Source organism: Streptomyces paromomycinus, assembly GCF_003865155.1.
Taxonomy (GTDB): domain Bacteria; phylum Actinomycetota; class Actinomycetes; order Streptomycetales; family Streptomycetaceae; genus Streptomyces; species Streptomyces chrestomyceticus.
This window is the reverse complement of record NZ_BHZD01000001.1, coordinates 1,857,202-1,875,745: the sequence shown is the minus strand read 5'-3', so window position 1 is coordinate 1,875,745 and position 18,544 is coordinate 1,857,202. Positions and strand designations below refer to the sequence as shown.

The following is an 18,544-nucleotide window of genomic DNA, read 5'->3' as shown; positions in this document are numbered from 1 at the left end:
CCTCGGTCGCAGCCTCCTCGTCCGGCGTCCCCCGGCGCCGGACACCCCCTTGTCCCGACGGGGCGAGGGGGCCCTTGGATACTCCGCCTCGGGCGGAGTATCCAAGGGGATAACTTGCTCGCGTCACGGTCGAGTTGTCCTGCGTCCGCGCCTGGTCGGATGCTGGGGTGGTACGCGGGTTCGTCATCGGTTGGGGCGCTCCGGGGCGTAGATGCGACGTTGGATCGCGGCGACGAGTTCGAGGACGGCCTGTGGTCCGGCGAGCAAGCACGCGGACCGGGGTGTCGGGGTGGTGCTGGACGAACCACTGGCCGGTGGGCAGGGCAGTAGCCGTGTGCAGGAGGCCGAAGCGGACCAGGACGGTCGTCCAGGCGTCGGCTTCGGCGAAAATGCCAGGGTCGGCGGGTGGGCGAGGCTGCGGCATACGGTGGGATCCGTTACGGAAGTTGCAGGGTCGTGGCCCGGTGCGTGGCCACGGCCGTGAGGTGGGGGAAGACGGCGCGTGACGTGCGCCTATGTCGGTCTCAGCCGCATTCGCGGCAGTGTTGGAAGTGGCGGCTGAGGGCCTTGGCCATCCGCTGACGGGCTCCGAGGGCACTGGTCTGACTGACCTTGCCGGACGTCGAGCCCTGGTGGCGCTCGGCGTGATTGAGCATGAAGCGGATGTCCCGCTCGAACCCGGACTTGATGCGCTCGAAGCGCCGGCATGTTCTCACTGGGACTTCCTTTTCGGGCGGGGGAGATGCGCCAGAGCCTGGTCCGTGTAGAGACGTTCCTGCAGTTCTCGGAAGCGTTCGTTGCTGATCGGGATGTTGCGCTCGCGCAGGTAGGGGCGCAGCGCGGCCCGGGTCATGCGTCCTTCCTCCAGCGCGGCCTGACGCGCGATGGGCAGGAGCACGCTCAGCGGGACCGGATCGCCCGTACCGGTCTGGGCGGTGGGCTTGTCGTTCTGCTCGGACCGGTCCGGGTTCGGTCCGGTGGTCCGGTCTGCGGACAGTGCGGTGGTGCGGTCCGGACCCGGACCGGCCTGGCGGGCAGACTGACCGGAGGGCTGGTCCGGGGCCGGAGCGTCTGCCTGGGCTGCGGACCGGACGTTGGAGAGGTCCGGTGCCGGCCCGGTGGCGCGGTCCGCAGACCATCCGGCGCTCCGGTCCGGGGTTGAAGCACCTTGCCGGTCCGCAGACCGTGCGCTGGGTTGGTCCGCCCGCGATTCCTCGGCACTGTCCGGCCATGCGTGAGCCCGCGCTGCGAGGGCGCTTTCCGCCGGGTGGCCCGCAGTGTCGGACGATGCGGTGCTGTGTCGCGAAGCGGGCCTGGTCCGCCCGTCCGCTTGAACTGTTGGGGCCGGATGCTTGGTCTGCGCCGCCGTGCTGGTCCGCAGTCGGTTCCGTGAGGCGTGGCTGTCCGGGGCCGAGGCGGTCTGCCGGTCCGCCGAGTGGTCCGGCAGACCGGTCCGGCTTGGCTGGTCCGCTGGTGCGCAGACCATCCCAGTCTGCCGGACCGCCTGGTCCGCGGTCCGCGCGCCGCGTGGAGTTCCCCTCCGGGCCGCGGTTTCGGTCCGCCCGTCCGCGGTCCGGCTGGTCCGGGAGCTTTGGTCTGCGGGGTGATGGCGGGTGATGAGGATGTACAGGTGGACCGCGCCGGCCAGGGCGAGCGGGGCGAGGGTGGACAAGATGGCGACGACCATGTCACCGAGTCGCAGACCGGTCTGGTTGGTCTGCTGGTTGAGGCGGACCGCGTGCAGGGCGTTGGCCCAGATGCTGGCGAAGGTGGCGGTGCCGAAGAGCGTCCAGACATACAGCCGGGCCCGCAGGGGGGCTGCGGACAGCACCAGGAGGGCGCGTACGCCGTAGGCGATGAACCCGTCGATGACCAGCGGGAAGAGGTAGGTCAGGAATCCGCGCACGTGGATGGCGACAGCCATCTGCTGCAGGGCGTCGTAGCTCAGGGCGCATCCGGCGGCGCCCAGGGCGATGATGGCCAGCCGGTCCCAGGAACCGATGGGGGCGACGGCGAGTGCCGTGGGGGGCTGCGTCACGCGGCCTCCCGGAGTTCCTCGACCAGCTCGTGGGTGTGGCGCTGAGGCGGAACCTCCACGTTGGGAAGGTCCGTCAGGTCGATGCCGTCCTCCTCGGCCTGCTGGTGGACGGCCCAGCACAGGTCCCGGTACGTGATGTCCTGGCGGGCCTCGCGCAGCAGGTCGCTGGCCCACTCGGTGTTCACGCGCAGCAGGCGAGCCAGGCGTCGAGGGGACCAGTTCCGGCTCGCGGCGTGGCGGGCGACGGTGTTCCGCTCGGCGGCGCTCAGGCGGATGTCGCGGCCGTTGAGGACGGCGTGGATGCGGGCGTAGTCGAGGCGGTGCTCGGCCTTCTCGTGGAAGGGCCGGCGCTCAGCTTCGGTCAGGCCGCCCCAGATGCCTTCCTTGGTATCCGTGTCCAGCGCGGTGGTCAAGCAGAGCTGGCGTACCGGGCAGGTGCTACACATCTGCTTGGCCCGGGCGATGGCCGCTCGGTTGCGCGGCCCGGGGAAGAAGAGGCGGTCTGCGGTGGCAGGGGCCAGGCCGTGGCACCGGCCGCGCCGGTGCCAGCTGTGGTCGGCGAGCCCGCGCAGGCCGCTGAGCGGGTGGTCGCCGGGGGTGATGTTGCGCAAGGGGAGTGCTCCGATGTGCCGTGTGGCCGGCGCGCGGCGCCACGAGCGCCCGTGGCGGGCGAGACATGGCAGGCCGGGGTGCGGCGGGGAAGGCGCGGGGCGAAGGCCGCGCCGAGTGGGCTAGGGCAGGGAAGGGTCAGCCGCGGGGGGCGAAGCGCCGGTCGGGACCGTGGAATTCGACGGCGGTGCACATGCCGGACAGACGGGACAGGACGCGGTCGCCGACCTTGTCGCGCAGGACGGGCTGGCGCGGGTCCATGGCGGTGGTGCGCACCGGTGCCAGGTTGCTGGTGACCAGTGTCGGCAGGCGGTTCTCGTCGCGCCAGGCCAGGAGCCTGAAGGTCAGCTCCTCGGTCCACTCGCTGTTCTTGGCGGCGCCGAGGTCGTCCAGGAGCAGCAGGGGGATGCGCACGATGTCGCGCAGCATCCACTCGACGTCGACTCCCGGGCGCGGGCGCATCTGACCATAGAGGTCGGCGGCCTTGACGGCGTGCCAGCGCACCGCGCAGCCCATGGCGGTCAGCGAGCGGATCGCCCCGTACGCCTGGTGGGTCTTGCCGGTGCCGGTCGGGCCCCACAGCAGCAGGGAGGGCCCGCGGGCGACCACCCGGCGCCCCCCGCCGCCGTGGTGCGGGTGCAGGGAATCGGTGTGCGGGGCGACGGCCGCCGCGGCGATCATATGCACCCACGCGGCGACGTCGGGGTGGTCGGCGCCGGCCTCGCGGTAGGCGTACGGGATGCGGCGCTGGGCGGCCTCCAAGGCGGGCACCGGCTCCGGGGTGTCCGGCAGTTCGGGCCCGTCCGGTGCGATGCCGAGAGCGGCCAGTTTGGCCCGCATCCAGGTCACGCCGGGGCTCTCGGCGGCCGACTGGGGGTCCTGCAGACGTGCGCGGGTCACGGGCGGCCTCCGAAGGTCGTCGGGGCGGGGGCGGCGTTGAAGTACGGGACGTAGGAGGCGGAGTGGTGGCTGGCCCAGGGCCCCGCGCCGGAGGCGGAGGGCGGCACCCCGGCGTTGAGCACCTCGTCCACCAGGCTCGGCAGGACGCTCGGGTGCAGCCCCTTGACCCGCAGCCGCTCCAGGGCGGTACGGATCGGCTCCGGCCGGAAGCCCTCGTCCAGCAGCCGGCGCACCTGACGCCCGAGGTGGCCGAGCTTGTCCTTCGGCGGGCGGTGGGCACAGGCGCTGACGTACTCGGCGACCAGGTGGTTGGCCGTAACCGGCTCCGCAGCGGCATCGGGCGCGGGCGCGGGGCGCCCCGAAGGTACTGATCCAGGATCCGAGATCCTAGGTCCAGACGGCGAACCCTCGCGAGGGCTCGTCGAACCTTCGGCGACAACCTTCTGACCAGCAGGTTCGTCGGGCACTTCCGTGGCTCCTTCGCCAGGTGCCGCCGATTCGCGTGTTCCGCTCACATCGGCGGGCTGCTCGGCCTCGGTTGCGTCCGGTTCACCGGGCGAACCGGACGATACGTGGCGATCGAACCCTCGACGAATGGGACCAGGCGCTGTCGGTACCGCTGCCGGGCACGGCTCGCCGGCACACCCGCCGCACTTCTGCCGCGCCTGGTGCTCGGGGCAGCGGGGCACCCGCGAGGCCGACGGGCGGTCGATCTTCTGGTGCCGCTGCCACGTCACGATGTGCAGGTAGGTACGCCCGTCACAGCCGGTGTAGCGACAGATGAGGCCGGCGTCGGCGAGCTGTTCCAGGTCGGCGGCGACGTGGGCCGCGGTGTGCTCGGCGCGCAGTGCCCACAGCCGCCCGGCGATGATCGCCGGGTGGTCGCGAAAGCGCCCCGAGTCGTCGGCCAGCGTCAGCAGGCCGTAGAAGGTGCGCTCCGCGGTGACGCTGACCGAAGCCAGGTCCTCGGACTCGAAAGCCTCGGGCTTGATCGTTCGGATACGTGCCATCAGGCACCACCCCCACACAGCGGCCCCCACGGCTGCTGAGGAGATACCGACGCGGGGTCGGCAATCAAGGAAGGGGGGTGGACCGCTGCGGAGGCCGGGGCTTTCGGCCTTTTGCGCAGGGCAGTCAACATGCGACACTCTCCCGTGTGATAGCGCCGCTCCGGTTGGTCCTGTGGAAAGGCCCGGGCGGTGCTGGTAGGTGATCTCGCGCCCTTGCCTGGGCGCCACGGTCATCAGCGGTCGGCGTCTGAGAGTTGCCTCTCTCAGACGCCGACCGTGTCCCGTGCGTCAACGCTGCGGGTGTCGGGCTGCCGTAAGGGGACCTTCATGAAATCGCCTTTCTCTGCGTATCCAGCGGGCCTGTTGCCCGGAGGGGGACCAGCAACATACGCAGACAACTGCCCAAGATCCATACTTAGCTCTGCAGAAGCCGAATCGACGGCTAACCGCAGCCAGAACACGTCGACTTGACGAGCAGGGCAGGCCGAGATGCAAGGGAACGGTGGTGAAGCTCAGTGGCCCGCGCCGGCACCGCCGTCAACGGGCAGCACCGCGCCGGAGATATACGACGCTTCGGCGCTGGCGAGGAACTGTACGGCGGCGGCGACTTCGGCGCACAGGCCCGGGCGGCCCAGCGGGATGTCCATCCGGATTTCCTCCCAGAAGGCTGCCTTGCTCAGCTCGTTATGCGTCTTCGTCAGGTAGTCCAACCCGTCCTCGGTCAGGCCGGGGGAGACGACGTTGACGGTGATGGAGCGCTGGCCCAGTTCGCGCGTCAGGGAGCGGGCGAAGCCGATGAGGCCGGCCTTGGCGGCAGCGTAATCCGGCCGGCAGCCCCCGGTCAGGGCACCGGATGAGGCGATGAGAACGATGCGGCCCCGGTGCGCAGGCAGCATGCTGCGCACCGCCCGCTTGACCATTCGGAACGTGCCGGTCAACGCTGTGTCCACAGTTCCCGCGAAGTCGGCCTCGTCGATACGGTTGAGTACCTGGTCACCGTCTAGGTCCGCATGCGAGATCAGCACTTCCACAGGTCCGTGCGCAGCTTCCGCCTGCTTGAAGGCCAGTCCCACCTCTTCGGTGTCCGTGGTGCCGCAGCGGATGGGCAGGCATCCTAGCTGGAGGAGGTCGGCTGGGGGCTCGCCGACGGAGTACAGGATCGCGACCTTGTCCCCCGCCTGAGCGAACAAACGGGCCACGGCGTGCCCTACTCCCAAGTTGCCGTCGGTGACCAGAACCGAGCGCGACACGAGGCGCCTCCGATGAACATAAAGAACGATCGTTTTGCTGCCGACGACCCTAAAACGCGCTGGTCAGGAGAGGAACCGGACAGTAACCAGGATGGGAACTGGCCACTTCCCACGGCGGCGCCATCCGTTCGGGCTAACCGGACCTGGCGTGCCCCGACGCGCCCCTGACCAGCGAAAACGTTCCCCCGTGAGGGTTGTGCGGGCAGGGTCGTGTGTGGCGCACGTCTCCCGGCTGTGCTTTCTGTTCGAATATGGGACAAAGGCGACGCGAGCCAATGATTACGCCTGTACTCAGGAATGCCCGTAAGCGCCGACAACGGAGCGATATTCCCGTTTCCGGATCCCGCCCCGGCGGGCAGGGTGACCGCGGCGTATCCCAGGCAGAAGTGGCCATGCTCATCGGCAGCAAGAACCGACGCTGGTACGGCAATTTGGAGCGAGGGGAACCGGGGAACTATTCCGACGAAATGCTCGACCGTGTCAGGGAAGAGCTGGGGCTGACCAATGCCGAGTGGATCATCGTCTACAAGCAGACCCATCTGGGCCAGGCGCCACCTGAAGAGCGCTTCCCCACTTCCGCGGACACACCGCCGCCCGATGAGCTCTGTATGCTCGTCGAAAAGCTGCAACCATGGCCCGCTTGCCTGTGCGACCAGCGATGGGACGTCGTCCATTACAACGATGCCGCGCTGAACGGAATGCCATGGCTGCGATCCAGGAACAACCTCCTGGAATGGTCCCTGACTGCTCAGGAGGCGCGCCGCCAGCTCACTGGCTGGGAGGAGCACTGGGCGCTCTGGCTGATCAGTCAACTTCGCCAGCAGGCGGACCTGTGGCCGGAGGACTCCCGGCTGCAAGGTGTCGTCGATGTGGCGCTAGCTGACCCGACCGTGCGCCGATTGTGGGACTCCCCCGGCCTGGCGGCAGCAGCCCAGTCCGGTCAGTCCCAGACGCGACGCTTGCTCTTCCCTCGAAAGAAGGGCCAAGAGCCCGAAGGGGCATTCATGCGCCTGCAACTTGCCGATGTGTCACCGTACCGACTCTTTTTCGCCATGCCTATGTAGTCACCGGAGGTGGCCTCATCTCTGGAGGGGCGCAGGTTGCGCCTCATCGTCTGCGGCGAACTGGGCGCGCTGAATCTCGTACATGTCCCGAAATCTGCCGTACGGGGCGGTGGCCGGGTCCATGAGTTCGGTGAACGTGCCGGACTCGGCGACCCGGCCGTCTTCGAGGAGGTAGATGAGGTCGGCGGAGCGTACGGAGTGCAGGCGGTGGGTGATGAGCACGACGGTCTGCCCGCCGGCGGCGAGGGTGCGGATGTTGGCGAACGCCTGCTGCTCGGCCTTCGCGTCGAGGGCGGCGGTCGGCTCGTCCACCACGAGAACCTGTCCGTTGCGGTAGTGGGCCCGGGCGATTCCGAGTTTCTGCCACTGTCCGCCGGAGAGGCTGTGGCCGTCCTGGTAGCCGCGGGCCAGCAGTGTGTCCCAGCCGCGCGGCAGGTCTGCGATCAGGGCCTCGGCGTCCGCGTGCCGGACGGCCGCGGTCAGCCGTTCCTCGGTGACCTCGGCATCGGAGCGGCCGATCGCGACGTTCAGGCGGGCGGTCAGCGGCCAGTGATAGAAGTCCTGGGAGACGTTGGCGATGCGGGAGAACCAAGCTTGCCGGTCGATCTCGCTCGTCGGTACGTCCCCGACGAGGACCTGGCCGTCGTCGGGGACGTAGAGGCCGGCGAGGAGCTTGGCGGCGGTGGTCTTGCCGGAGCCGTTCTCCCCCACCAGCGCCACCGTCGCCCCGGCGGGGAAGTGCAGGTCGATACCGTCGAGGGCGGGCTTGTTGTCCTTGCCCGGGTAGGTGAAGGACACCTTCTCGAAGCGGATTCCGCCGATGTGCTCGGGTACGGGACGGCCGGTGGTGGGAATGGCGCGCCGGTCGGCCTCGTTCTGGATGTGCTCCAGGTCGCCCACGAAGAGCGATTCTTCGTTGAGGAAGTTGATCTGGCGGACGAGGCTGGTCAGGGAGCTGGTGGCGGTGCGGATGGCGATGATGGCGGTGCCGCCGACCGCCAGCGGCATGGCGCCCGTCCACAGCAGCAGACCGAGCACGCCGAAGGTCGCCGCGTACGCGACGCCGGTCAGGGCCGACGCGAGGATCCCCGTACGGGCGGCGAGGCGGGCGAGACGTGCTTGCTCGTCTTCGGCGGTCTCGGACATGCTGCGGAAGTGGTGCAACAGGAAGGCGGCGATGCCGTGCAACCGAATCTCGGCCGCGGCATGGGTGGAGGTCAGCAGTTCCGAGATCAGGCGCCCGGCGCGGGCATGCTGCGTCCACACCTTGAAGGACAGGTAGCGGCGCCGGGCGGTGACCAGGGCAGCCCACGCGCTGGGCAGCGTCATCGTCACGATCATCGGCAGCAGCGCGGGGTGCAGCACGGTCAGCACGCCGATGGAGGCGAGCAGCGACATCAGGGCAGTGATCACCGAGGTGCTGTACTGGATCATGCGGCGGGCCGAGGAGGCGCCGAAGCGGGCGGACTCCGCACGCCGGTGGTAGTCAGGGTCTTCGAAGGCGGCCATCTCCACCTTGGCGGAGGCGGTCAGGTAGATCTCGGTGGCCACGCGTTCCACCGCGGGCTCCAGCCGTCCGGTGGCGGCGGTGGACACCGCGCGCAGTCCGGCGCCGATCACGCTGCACACCGCGACCGCCACCAGCGCGGGCAGCGCGGCGCTCAGGCGCTGCGTCACCGGCCCGGCGGCCAGGAGCACGGCGAGAACGTGGTTGATCGCAATCAGGGTGGCGGCCTGCACCGCACCGCTTCCCACCTCGGCGCCGACGACCTGACCCAGGGCCCGGGCGTTGGCCTGGCGGGCCAGGCGGGCGCTCAGGGCCAGCAGGCGGGGCAGGCGTACGATCATGCTGCGCAGGTTCAGGTCGAGGAGGGCGTCCTCGTGCCGCAGCCAGGCCAGGTCCAGGCGCAGCCGGCAGCCGAACAGCAGCCGCTCGGACTCGGTGAGCGTGTCGGTGTCCGGGGCCGGCCCGGTCTTCGCCGGGCGTGGGCGCGGCCACTTCATGCGGTGCCCTCCTGCGGTTGAATCCTGCAGACATCGGATGCAGCGTCCGGGTGCGGATACACCAGCACCGGCACGGTCGTGCGGTCGGTGCGGTGTTCCTCGGCCCGGCCCCAGGCAGCGGCCGGCACGGTGACTTCGCGGTCGGCCAGGGCCCTGACACCGGGCGGGGCGGGCGGGTGGTCAGCGAGGAAGCAACCCTCCGGCTCGATCAGCGGACGCACGCCGCGGCCGTCGGCGAAGGGGCGGTCCCACTGGTCGCGGGTGGTGTGTTCCACGGTCATCCTTCTTGTCGGGGGCCGGGACAAGACGCGGTGCCGCGCCGCTCAGGCGGGCTTGCGGTGTCTGCCGGTGCCCGCGGTCCCGCCGGCCGGGTGGGCAGACGGCTCACCAGACGGCGGGCCATGAAGAAGCTGTTGCGCGGCGGCGTAGTTGGCCGCTGCCGCCAGGGGCGTCCACTGGTAGCCGTCATGGCGCAGGATCAGCCGCGGCGCCTGCGGATGCAGATGAGCGGCCCGCTGCGCGCCCGGCGCGAGCACCAGGACCCGTAACCGGCCCGCCAGCTTTCGGCGGGTCTCCGCTTGGCGCGCGGCGAGCTGTTCCAACGACTCGGCCGGGGGCTCGTCTTCGGCCCTCATCGGACGTGCCCCGGGGAGCGGAGATGCCGGAAGTCCGCGCGCAGCAGCGCCCCGGTGATCGTCTCGGCGTTGACCGGGCCGGCGGGGCAGGCCATGAGGTAGGCACGCTTCGTAGTGCGCTGCACTTCGCGGATCAGGCGGAAGCGCTGCGCCTGGTAGTAACGGACCAGCTCCGGGTGGAAGCAGCCGCGCCGGACCCACTGTTTTCCGTGCAGGGCGGCGCGGTGGACGGCCCACCAGGCGATGAGGGTGCCGGGCTTGTGGGCGCGGTAGGCCGGGTCCGTGCACGTGGTGTACAGGTAGTCGGCGGGCTCGGCCAGCTCCTGTTCCGTCCACCCCCAGGGCGGCGCGGCGGACTGAACGGTGGTGCAGCCGACCAGGTGCTGGCCGTCCTTTTCCAAGAGCCACATGTCCCCGTCACCGGCCTGGCCGGCGATGTTCTCGGCGGAGCCGCGCCAGCTCGGCAGGCCGCGGTCCTCCTGCCATCGGCAGCGGTTGAGGATCATGGTGGTGAGGGCGGGGGCGTCGGCGGCGGTGGCCGGGCGCATGGCGAACACGGGCTCTCCAGCGGGGTGGGGTCACAGGAAGGCTTCGGCGGCGAGGTGCAAGGTGGTCACTTCCAGCAGTTGCGCGTCGCCGTCCTCGCGGTAGTCGCCCGAGCTGAGCCGGTTGACGGCGCGGCGCAGACCATCGGGGTCAACGAGTTTGTCGTCGAACAGGGGGGAGCCGTCGCGCAGCATCCGGGCGAACAGCGGCCGGGCGTGGACGGTCAGGGCGTGCTGGACCACTTCGGCGAACGACTCCCGCAGCCTGGGCTGGGTGACGTCCTCGTCCAGTGCGAGGGCGGCCAGGCGGCGGCGCTGGAGTTGCTTGAGTTCGCGCCAGTCGATCGGCAGCCACTCGCCGAGCTGGACCATGACCGGGTCGGTGAACGGGTGCACCGGCCAGATGCCCTGCCGCAGCAGGAGCGGGGCGGTGGTCTCCAGGGACAGCAGCGTCATGCTGTTGACCACGGCCGGCGGGGCGATGCCGACGTCACCGAACTGGGCTGCGTTGCGGCCGTGCTCGCCGATCCACGGCAGGTGGGCGGTGTCCGCCGGCTCGCCCATGGGCCGGTGCGGATACTCGTCCTGGGACAGGGCCACCATCTCGTCGCCGCCCAGGCCGGTGACCACGGCGCGGGCGCCGTTCGCGGCCAGCCCTTCGGCCAGCCGCTGGAACGGGTGGTACAGCGGTTCCTCGTAGGGGCTGATCAGTTCCCCGTTGACGCGGGCGCAGTCGCGGTGCAGCGGCGCGGTGACCATCGCGTCCAGCAGGAGGTCGGGCTCGGCGAACCGTACGGCCTCGCGCATCTGCTGGCGGCGGCGCAGCTGCTGGGCGCGGCCGGGCCCGCCGATGAGCAGGGCCGCGGTGGCAAAGCGGTCCGGGAAGCGTTCGGCCACGCGGGTGGCCAGGACGCCGCTGTCGAAGCCGCCGGTCAGATGCAGGGCCGTGGTCACTGTGTCGAGGGGACGCAGGTCCCAGGCCCCGTCCATCGCCCCCACGAACGCCCCGAGCACGTCAGCGTCCTCGGCGAGCTGGCGGGGGCCGCTGTGCAGAGCGGGCTCGGGATAGCGCAGGAACAGGGCGCCGCCGAAATGTGCCGTGGCCCGCTCGGTCAGACGCTGGATGCCGGTGAAGACGGTGTCGCTGCTGTAGCGGGGACGGTAGAGCAGCAGCCGGGCTACCTCCTGAGCGTTCAGGCCACCCGCGAACGGTGCGAGGTCCCCCATCTCCCAGGAGCCGTGCAGCGTACTGCCGCCTGCGGCGAGATACAGCGGGGTGGTGCGGCACGGGCCCGCGGTGACTTGCACCGGCTCATCCGGCACCCACTCGACGAGCACCCAGTCCGCCGGCCACCGCTCGGCCGCCCGCCGGGCCTGGTCGTACTCGGCCCTCGGCACCTGCTGCACGTCAGTCCGTGACGCCGGGTGTCCCGCCACCCGCTCCCGGACCATGATCAGGGAGCGGCGCCCGTCACTGACGGCGGCCTGTTCCACCAGCGGGTGCGCGTAGGGCACCACCTGGTCGTGCCCGCCGCTGGAGGCGTAACGGGTGCCGTCCCACCGCCAGCCTCCGCTGCTGTACGGAGTCAACCGGAACTTGATCACGCAGCCTCCCGGCCACCACCAGAGGCCGGGGCACAGCCACAAGGGCCGCGCCCCGGCGAGAATCGAGGATCAGACGGCCGTCGTGTCGTAGGTTCTCGCCGCATCGGAGGAGCCGGCCACCTTCTTGTACTCGTGGCACTCCCACGGCGCCTGAACCCGGCGCACGACCTTGGTGGTGAACAACGCGTTCACCCGCGAGATGCGGTGCTTCGGCAAGGGCGCGATGAAGTCGTTCATGAGCCTCCCTGGGCAGGCGGGGTACACCGGCCGGACTCCGCGGCAGGCGGGGCCGGTGGGCGGTGCGGTTCGAGGAGGATCAGACACAACTGCGCCAACGCGCGGAGCCGGTGGCATGCCGTCGCGCCCTCGGTGCAGTCAGCAAGTCCCAGCAGCCGGGTGGCGTCCTGGGCGGCGTCCTGGGCCAGGGGCGTCAGCGCACCCGGGTCCTGCGCAAGGAGCAGCTTGAGGTGGCCGTGCAGTGCCTGCGCCGTCTCCGCCAGGCCGGCCTGCGTCAGCAGGCGCCGGGGACGAAGGGCGCGGGCGCAGGTCCCCTCGATCGAGGAGACATCGATGGGCAGCGCGTCGGCTTCCTCGGCCGGCAGTTCAGGGGCGAGCGACGCGGCGACCTCTTCCATGCCAACGAACCTAGAAGGCCACGGTGTTGGGTCTCAAGGAAGTTCTACGAAGTTGCACGCCTTCACTCGAAGGTGGCACGGGCGCCCAGCACCAGGCGCCGGGCCGCATCGCCGTACACCGCCATCTGCTGCAGCTGGTCGAACGCCCTGAGGTACACGCTGATCTCGCCGGGGGCGGTGATGTTGATCTCGGCGGAGAGAGTTTCCACCTGGACCCGCTCCTCGTCGAAGACCATGAACGTCTCCAGGGGCCACATCGAGCGCTGCGTGCTGACGGGGATCACGCCCAGGGAGACGGCGGGAAAGGCCATGGCTTCGAGCAGGAAGTCGAGCTGGGCGGTCATCGGCCCGGGCCCGGTAAGGCGGTAGCGCAGGACGGCTTCCTCGACCAGCAGCAGGAAGCGATGGCGGCCTTCGCGGATGACGTGCGAGCGGGACAGCCGCGCGTCAGCGGCCTCGCAGCCGTCATCGGGGGTGCCCTGGAACCGGTTGATCGCCGACAGTAGCGCGGCGGCGTAGGCGTGGGTCTGCAGCAGCCCGGGGATGACGTTGGAGCAGTACACCCGAAACAGCCGGGTGCGCTCGTAGAGGGGGACGGCCGCTTCCTGGTGGTGGCGGATGCCGCTGCGGTGCAGGCGGCGCCACTCGGCGTACATCGACTCCGCCGTACGCGCGGCCGCGAGCAGATCCTCTACCTGATCGAGCGCCCCGCACGCCGCGCACCAGGCCCGGATGTCCGAGTCCGAGGGCGGCGTGCGGGCGTTCTCCAGCCGCGAGGTCTTCGACTTGTGCCAGCCGCACCGCGCCGCCAGCTCGCTGGTGGTCAGGCCACTGGCGCGCCGCATCTCCCGCAGGCGCACCGCCAGGGCACGGCGGGCTTCTTGTACGGCCGAAGACGAAGATGCGGACACGCGCAGCGTTCCAGTGAAGGCGAGGTGGTCGGATCAGGTCAGCGTGTACTGGTCGTGTGGTACGGCACGCTCCCACACGGCGGTGAACGCCTGCGTGCACAGCCGGGCCACCGCCGCCTCCTCGGTGAACTGCGGGGTGACGGCCCGGCCGTCACCGGCGAAGATGTTGAAGCGCACGGCCCGCTCGTCGATGAGCCAGAAATCGTTACCCGGCAGCGCCAGGCCGGAGGCGTGCGCACGGGGCAGCCACCGCACCTGCTCGCCGGCCGCCACATTGACCGGAGTGATCGCGTGCTCGAAGCGGATGTACGGGCTCACGGGCTCCGAAACGATCCGTGCCCGGCGCATCGTGACCCCGCGAGCGGTGGTCCGCTTCACCAGCTCCACCCACGGCCGCCAGAACGCCGAGTCGGCTGCCGGCACTGTTCCCTCGCGCCGCCAGGCGTCCACCGTCGCCGTCTCCTCCTCGACGGCGTAGACATCGCGCATCTCCAAGTGCACGGCCGAGTGCCGCGCACCGTCGAGCAGTTCAGTGAAGTCCGGCACCGTCTGCGACATCACACGCCTTTCTGAGCTGGGCCGCCATACGGGCGGGGATACGGACCACAGCCTCCCCTTCGGGCCGGGGGCTGTTCACCGCGCACTCCTGGAGCGTCGCGCCGTCAGCGCACCAGCCCTGCACAATGATCTCCCCTCTGGCCTCGTCCACCCACACCGCGGGGCAATTCCCGCCGCCTGTCTCCGGATCGATACCGATGAACCGTAATGCCATTACTGCCTCCCTACCTCCGTGTACTGCTTGACGCGCCTTGGTCGCCATATCGGGGGACCTGGCGACTTCGATGCCGTGTGGGCTTGGTGACCGCCATGAAGCTGTGGGGCGCACATTGTGGTGTTCACGGCGTTTGCTCAGGAGGCGGGAGGCGATCCCGGCTGCGCCGGGCCTGCCGGCATCCGATCGAGGTCGTAGTCGGTGGTCACCAGCAAGTGGTCGCTGGCGGCTTTCGCCTTCGGCCCGTGATGGGTGGTGTGCGCGTAGGCGGTGCGGGCCAGGCGGAGGGTGGCGCGGGTGGTGTCGATACGACGAGGGCCGAAGGCGTCGGGGCGGCCCTGCCCGTCAAGCCAGTGGCCGCAGCTTGGCTCCCAGGCAACGTCGAGCAGCGGAGCCGGGTCGTGCAGACCGCCGGGCTCCTGGCTGAGGAATACGGCCGCGTCCCGGTTCGCCACCGGCGGCGCATCAGGGCGAGCCGGATCGAAGTCGACCTGGTACCGGAGTTTGCGGTGCTGCTGGCCGGCGTAGCGGTCCGCGTCGTAGTAGGAACCGTCGGCTCGCCGGGAGGCGTCCAGACTGTTCCAGTCGGCTCCGATCGCGCCCTGGTCGTCTTCGCCCTGGAAGGCGGACAGGACACGACGCGCCTCTTCGACCCGCCGCGTCGGAGAAAACGGATTCGCATGGTACGCGCCCCACTTGGTGGGGGTCGGGCCGCCAGCATCGAGCGTCACCGTGACCATGCCGTGCCAGAAGTCCACTCCGCCGTCGTAGCGGCGCAGCGAGTTGGGTACGGCTTCGACGTCGGGGGTCCACAGCAGGGCCACATGGAAGCGGACGCTGTCGCAGGTTCCCGGATGCTGGCTGGCCAGGGCGGGGACGATGCGACGCCCCTGCGGCCGGGAGGCTTGCGCCACCAGGCCGGTGTCGTCGGCGAGCATCCTCAGCACCCGGCTGGCGTCGGCCCGGCTGTCACCGGTGATCTCCTGGACCGCCAGTGCTCCCTGGCGGTTGCGGAACGCTTCGGTCACTGTCTCGACGAGATAGCCGTAGCGTTCCTTCTCCTGGGCCGAGCGGGGAAGGCCCAGGTTGAGGAGGTTGTAGGTGCCGAACCGGAACTCTTTTGTCATCGGGTCTCCTGGTGCAGGGGGTACGGGCATGGCGTTTGGGGAAGGCACATACGGTGTCACGGCTGCGCCGGCCAGCGCGGTGACGCGTTTGTGGCTGAGCTTGTTGGCCCGGAAGTTCCGGCGTTGTTTGGTGACGGTTGAAGAGGTGCGTGGCTTGGGCGATCGCGGACGTCCGGCCGATGGTGATCAGTCGCAGACCAGTGGAGCGGCCGTGCAGGTTCGCCCGTCCGTCCGCTCCGGCCACGGCCGGATGCATGCGATCACTGGTGCGGTCGAGGCCGCCCCGCCGGCCTGGTGCCGTTGCTGCCACCGTGGGCGCGCACCCGTGTGACTGGACCATCGGCGGTTCGGATCTGGGTGACGGTGGGTTTGCTCTGGTGGGGCTCTACGGCAACACGCCAGCGCAGCCGTAGAGGACCTTGATCATCGATCCAGTACGCGTCATGCCTCTGCGGCAGCGAATTCATGACAGGAGCAAGACGGTGGGCCCGCCCAGCGGCAGTGAGGTAGGTGCTGCCGAGGGTATGTGGAGCAAGGGGCCGGCCACTGGTCCGGGCTGCGAAGTCCTCAAGGGCTGGCCAGGTGATGCGCACCGGTGAGGTGGCGCTGGCGCGCAGGACGTGACGCCATCCGGACAGGTCAAGTCCTGGCGGCGGGAAGCCTTCCTGCTTTCGTGGCGCGGGCAGCCACAGCCGCGGTGCGCGGGCGGGAAGGGAGACGCCGCAGTCGTATTCTCCATGGTGAGTCCCGTAGGAGAAAATGGCTTTGGACAGGGGGTTGAACAGCACGCAGTGGCACTGCGCGCCCGGCGGGCCGGGCCACAGGCCCGCGTACATGCCGTCCCCGCTGATCTTCCAGAGGCCGATGCTGAGCAGCTCGGCCAGCATCGGCTGCACGAGCCGCTCGGCGAGCCACGGCTCAATCCGGTGTACCCCGATGATCCGCTTCAGCATGGCATCGGTGCACTTGGCCCTGCGGGCTTCCCTCGGCCAGAGGGGAGGCAGGCAGTCCTGCCAGTTGCCCTGGGCGATCGCGTGCAGGGGGGCTGGCTGAAAGGTCACGGCATGCTGATTACGGTTCGCGCCGGGCGGCTGGGGTTGATGCGACATGGACTTCAGTTCCTGAGTGACGCGGATCGATGGGGCGCGGTTCGGGCGGCCGAGTACCGCTCGCGCTGACATACCGGTGTCATCTCCCGAGGGTGCTGGCTGAGCAAGTCAGGTCGCCTGGTGCGGCTCCTGGCCCATGCGATCGGTGCAGCCCGGGCTTGAGGCTGCCGGTCACAGCGCTTGCAGCAGTCGTCGGATGCGGTCGGCCTCGGCGGGGCGGATTTGACGGTACAACTCCGCGCTGCGCCGGTAGTGAAGTCGTGCGCGCTCGCGGGCGCCGGTGGCCTGGTGGGCCTGGGCCAGCAGCTCCAGGGTGCGGGCCTGCCAGAGGGTGCTGCCGGCTTGGGTGACGGTCTCCAGAGCGGCTTCCATCTCGGTGATGCCGTCGGCGATGCGGCCGAGGAGGACGTGCGTGTGGCCGTGGAGAGCGAGTGCGCGGGCGGCTTCGTAGGGCTCCTGGGCGTCCAGGAGGAGCGTGCGGGCGCGGTCGAGCCGGGACAGGGCCTGGCACGGCGCGTCGGTGGCGAGCGCGGTCTCGCCCAACACGATGAGGGCGAGGCCGACCCCGCGGAGGTAGCCGCACTCTTCCCAGCGGGCGACGGCCTGGTCAAGGTGCTGCTCGGCGTCGTGCGGGCGTCCGGCGTGCAGGTGGCAGCTGCCGAGGCCGAGGTGGGCCTGCCCCTCGTCGCGGTCATCAGCGCTGTCGCGGGCGGCGTTCAGCATCCCGGTGTACCAGTCGATGGCGTCGTGGCTGCGGCCTGCCGCGGCCAGGCCGATGGCTCCGGAGGCGAGCATCTGGCGTTGGGCGGCAGGGTTGTTCGTGCTGCGGGCGGCGGCGAGCCCGATCTCGTGGGCGGCGGTCCACAGGGTGTAGGGGTGGCGGAGCTGGAAGAGGGGCCAGAAGGCGTCGACCATCTTCCAGGCAGTGTCGTACCAGGCGGCCGTCTCGGCGGCGCGCAGAAGGCCGAGGAGGTTGTGCTGGTGGGAGTCCAGCCAGTTCAGTGCTCCTGCGTCGTCGGTGAAGGGCAGGCGGGCCGGGGGCGGGGGGCCTTCGGTGGCGCGGCGCAGCGTGGCCTGGGCCGGGGTGAGCCGGGCTTGGGCGTGGGTGGCGATCAGGAGCATCCACTCGCACAGCCGGCGGCGGACGCCCGTGCGTTCCTGTTCCGAATCGTGCTCGGCGGCCAGGGTGCAGGCGTGTTCCCGGACTGCGGCGGGCATCCGGTAGCGCACGAGGCGGGCGGAATCGGCAGCGAGCGGTTCCAGCAGCTGCTCGTCGGCCAGGACTTCCAGGAGCCAGTCGGCGGTGGCCCATGTCAGTGCGCCGGCCGCGGCTGCGAGGTCCGGGTCGATGTCGTCGGTCGGCAGCAGGCCCAGGTACCGGTACAGGCGCTGGGCGTCCGCATCCAGGCTGGTGTACGTCGCGGTCAGAGCGGTGGTGATGGCCATCCGGACACGGTCCTCGGGGTGAGCAGGGGTATCAGCGGGGGCGGTGAGGGCGTCGGCGGCGCAGCGCAGGGGGCGCTCGGGGCGGGCCGCCAGCCGGGCGCCGGCCAGTACCAGGGGCAGGGGCAGGTGGGCGCAGGCGTCGGCGATCGCGGCGGCAGCCTCGGGGTCGGCAGCAAGGCGGGGGGTGCCCGCGACTCGGCCGAGCAGTTCGATCGATGCGGTGGGGGCCAGGGGCCCGACGCGGGTGAAGGCGGCGCCGTCCGCGGCGAGTTCGCCGAGCGTGGTGCGGCTGGTGACGACGGCAAGGCTCGACGCCCCGCCTGGCAGCAGCGGCCGGACCTCGGCGGCCGAGGTGGCGTTGTCGAGCAGGAGCGCCACGGCCAGGTCCGCGGTGGCCGAGCGCCACAGGCCGGCCAGTTCCTGGAGGTCATCGGACGGGACGGGCAGGCCGAGGGCGCGCAGCCACCGGGACAGGACCGCTTGCGGAGCGGTACTCGCGGCGTGGGTGCGCAGGTCGGCGTAGAGGTGTCCGTCGGTGTAGGCGCTCTGGTTGTGGAGCCAGTGGGTCGCAAGGCCGGTCTTGCCGGCCCCGGCCAGACCGGTGATCGCCACGATCGTTGCTCCGGCCGTGCGTGCCGTCTCCAGAGCGTGGAGCTGTTCGGTGCGGTTGGTGAAGTACGGCGGTGGCGGGGGCATCTGACGGGGCACCGGGTAGGGCGCAGCGGGGGCATGGTGGTGGATGCCGCCGAAGACGGCCTTGGCCTGCACGGCCAGGCCGTAGATCGCCGAGCCGTTGATCCCGTTCGTCGTCATCGCGCGGTCCCCTTCGCTGTCGCGGCGCCGGCGGCAAGGTGGGCGGGGATGCGCGGCGGTCCGTGCGTGGG

General features: G+C 70.5%; 19 protein-coding genes. 1 reads left to right on the top strand and 18 read right to left on the bottom strand.

Features of this window, described 5'->3' with window-relative positions:
• Positions 1–524: 524 nt before the first annotated feature.
• From OEIGOIKO_RS07315 to OEIGOIKO_RS07290, 6 genes are all read right to left on the bottom strand, one after another.
• On the bottom strand, positions 525–716 hold the full coding sequence (locus tag OEIGOIKO_RS07315) for a hypothetical protein (protein ID WP_053804461.1): 192 nt from the start codon (positions 714–716) through the stop codon (positions 525–527).
• Positions 713–2,038, bottom strand: a complete 1,326-nt coding sequence (locus tag OEIGOIKO_RS07310) for a DUF2637 domain-containing protein (RefSeq protein ID WP_281288341.1) — start codon at positions 2,036–2,038, stop codon at positions 713–715. The genes OEIGOIKO_RS07315 and OEIGOIKO_RS07310 overlap by 4 nt, the downstream gene beginning before the upstream one ends.
• Positions 2,035–2,649 carry a WhiB family transcriptional regulator gene (locus OEIGOIKO_RS07305; protein ID WP_170251610.1) on the bottom strand — a complete coding sequence of 205 codons (615 nt, stop codon included), beginning with the start codon at positions 2,647–2,649 and terminating at the stop codon, positions 2,035–2,037. The genes OEIGOIKO_RS07310 and OEIGOIKO_RS07305 overlap by 4 nt, the downstream gene beginning before the upstream one ends.
• A 136-nt stretch (positions 2,650–2,785) precedes the next feature.
• Positions 2,786–3,487 carry an ATP-binding protein gene (locus tag OEIGOIKO_RS07300; protein ID WP_125058544.1) on the bottom strand — a complete coding sequence of 234 codons (702 nt, stop codon included), beginning with the start codon at positions 3,485–3,487 and terminating at the stop codon, positions 2,786–2,788.
• A gap of 56 nt (positions 3,488–3,543) precedes the next feature.
• Positions 3,544–4,557, bottom strand: coding sequence for a hypothetical protein (locus tag OEIGOIKO_RS07295; RefSeq protein ID WP_125052995.1), 1,014 nt, complete (start codon positions 4,555–4,557; stop codon positions 3,544–3,546).
• Positions 4,558–5,069: 512 nt separating this feature from the next.
• The gene (locus tag OEIGOIKO_RS07290) at positions 5,070–5,807 is read right to left on the bottom strand and encodes an SDR family oxidoreductase (protein ID WP_125052992.1); all 738 of its coding nucleotides are present in this window, start codon (positions 5,805–5,807) and stop codon (positions 5,070–5,072) included.
• A gap of 392 nt (positions 5,808–6,199) precedes the next feature.
• Here OEIGOIKO_RS07290 and OEIGOIKO_RS07285 point away from each other — a divergent pair, with 392 nt between their 5' ends.
• The gene (locus OEIGOIKO_RS07285; RefSeq protein WP_125052990.1) at positions 6,200–6,871 is read left to right on the top strand and encodes an MmyB family transcriptional regulator; all 672 of its coding nucleotides are present in this window, start codon (positions 6,200–6,202) and stop codon (positions 6,869–6,871) included.
• Positions 6,872–6,886: 15 nt separating this feature from the next.
• Here the strand turns inward: OEIGOIKO_RS07285 and OEIGOIKO_RS07280 are convergent, their stop codons facing one another.
• The 12 genes from OEIGOIKO_RS07280 to OEIGOIKO_RS07225 all read right to left on the bottom strand — a co-directional run bounded on the left by OEIGOIKO_RS07280 (position 6,887) and on the right by OEIGOIKO_RS07225 (position 18,473).
• On the bottom strand, positions 6,887–8,875 hold the full coding sequence (locus OEIGOIKO_RS07280) for an ABC transporter ATP-binding protein (RefSeq protein WP_125052988.1): 1,989 nt from the start codon (positions 8,873–8,875) through the stop codon (positions 6,887–6,889).
• The gene (locus OEIGOIKO_RS07275; RefSeq protein WP_125052986.1) at positions 8,872–9,150 is read right to left on the bottom strand and encodes a hypothetical protein; all 279 of its coding nucleotides are present in this window, start codon (positions 9,148–9,150) and stop codon (positions 8,872–8,874) included. Before OEIGOIKO_RS07275 ends, OEIGOIKO_RS07280 begins: the two co-directional genes overlap by 4 nt.
• A 48-nt stretch (positions 9,151–9,198) precedes the next feature.
• A complete protein-coding gene (locus OEIGOIKO_RS07270; protein ID WP_246177247.1) occupies positions 9,199–9,510 on the bottom strand; it encodes a DUF6087 family protein in 312 nt (103 codons plus the stop codon).
• Complete coding sequence (locus OEIGOIKO_RS07265; protein ID WP_125058541.1) at positions 9,507–10,058, bottom strand: GNAT family N-acetyltransferase; 552 nt, start codon at positions 10,056–10,058, stop codon at positions 9,507–9,509. The genes OEIGOIKO_RS07270 and OEIGOIKO_RS07265 overlap by 4 nt, the downstream gene beginning before the upstream one ends.
• Positions 10,059–10,088: 30 nt before the next feature.
• Positions 10,089–11,660: an asparagine synthase gene (locus OEIGOIKO_RS07260; protein ID WP_218039982.1), complete on the bottom strand. Its 1,572-nt coding sequence runs from the start codon at positions 11,658–11,660 to the stop codon at positions 10,089–10,091.
• Between the two features lie 69 nt (positions 11,661–11,729).
• Positions 11,730–11,897 carry a hypothetical protein gene (locus OEIGOIKO_RS41450; RefSeq protein ID WP_170251608.1) on the bottom strand — a complete coding sequence of 56 codons (168 nt, stop codon included), beginning with the start codon at positions 11,895–11,897 and terminating at the stop codon, positions 11,730–11,732.
• Positions 11,894–12,295 carry a hypothetical protein gene (locus OEIGOIKO_RS07255; RefSeq protein WP_125052985.1) on the bottom strand — a complete coding sequence of 134 codons (402 nt, stop codon included), beginning with the start codon at positions 12,293–12,295 and terminating at the stop codon, positions 11,894–11,896. Before OEIGOIKO_RS07255 ends, OEIGOIKO_RS41450 begins: the two co-directional genes overlap by 4 nt.
• Before the next feature lie 62 nt (positions 12,296–12,357).
• A complete protein-coding gene (locus OEIGOIKO_RS07250) occupies positions 12,358–13,206 on the bottom strand; it encodes a helix-turn-helix domain-containing protein (RefSeq protein WP_125052983.1) in 849 nt (282 codons plus the stop codon).
• A gap of 33 nt (positions 13,207–13,239) precedes the next feature.
• On the bottom strand, positions 13,240–13,764 hold the full coding sequence (locus OEIGOIKO_RS07245; protein WP_125052981.1) for a DUF6879 family protein: 525 nt from the start codon (positions 13,762–13,764) through the stop codon (positions 13,240–13,242).
• 351 nt (positions 13,765–14,115) lie between these two features.
• Positions 14,116–15,105, bottom strand: a complete 990-nt coding sequence (locus OEIGOIKO_RS07235; protein WP_125052977.1) for a hypothetical protein — start codon at positions 15,103–15,105, stop codon at positions 14,116–14,118.
• 260 nt (positions 15,106–15,365) lie between these two features.
• Positions 15,366–16,214, bottom strand: a complete 849-nt coding sequence (locus OEIGOIKO_RS07230) for a hypothetical protein (protein ID WP_125052975.1) — start codon at positions 16,212–16,214, stop codon at positions 15,366–15,368.
• A 171-nt stretch (positions 16,215–16,385) separates the two neighbouring features.
• Entirely contained in the window at positions 16,386–18,473 is a 2,088-nt protein-coding gene (locus OEIGOIKO_RS07225; protein WP_125052973.1) for a tetratricopeptide repeat protein, read from the bottom strand.
• Between the last annotated feature and the right edge of the window lie 71 nt (positions 18,474–18,544).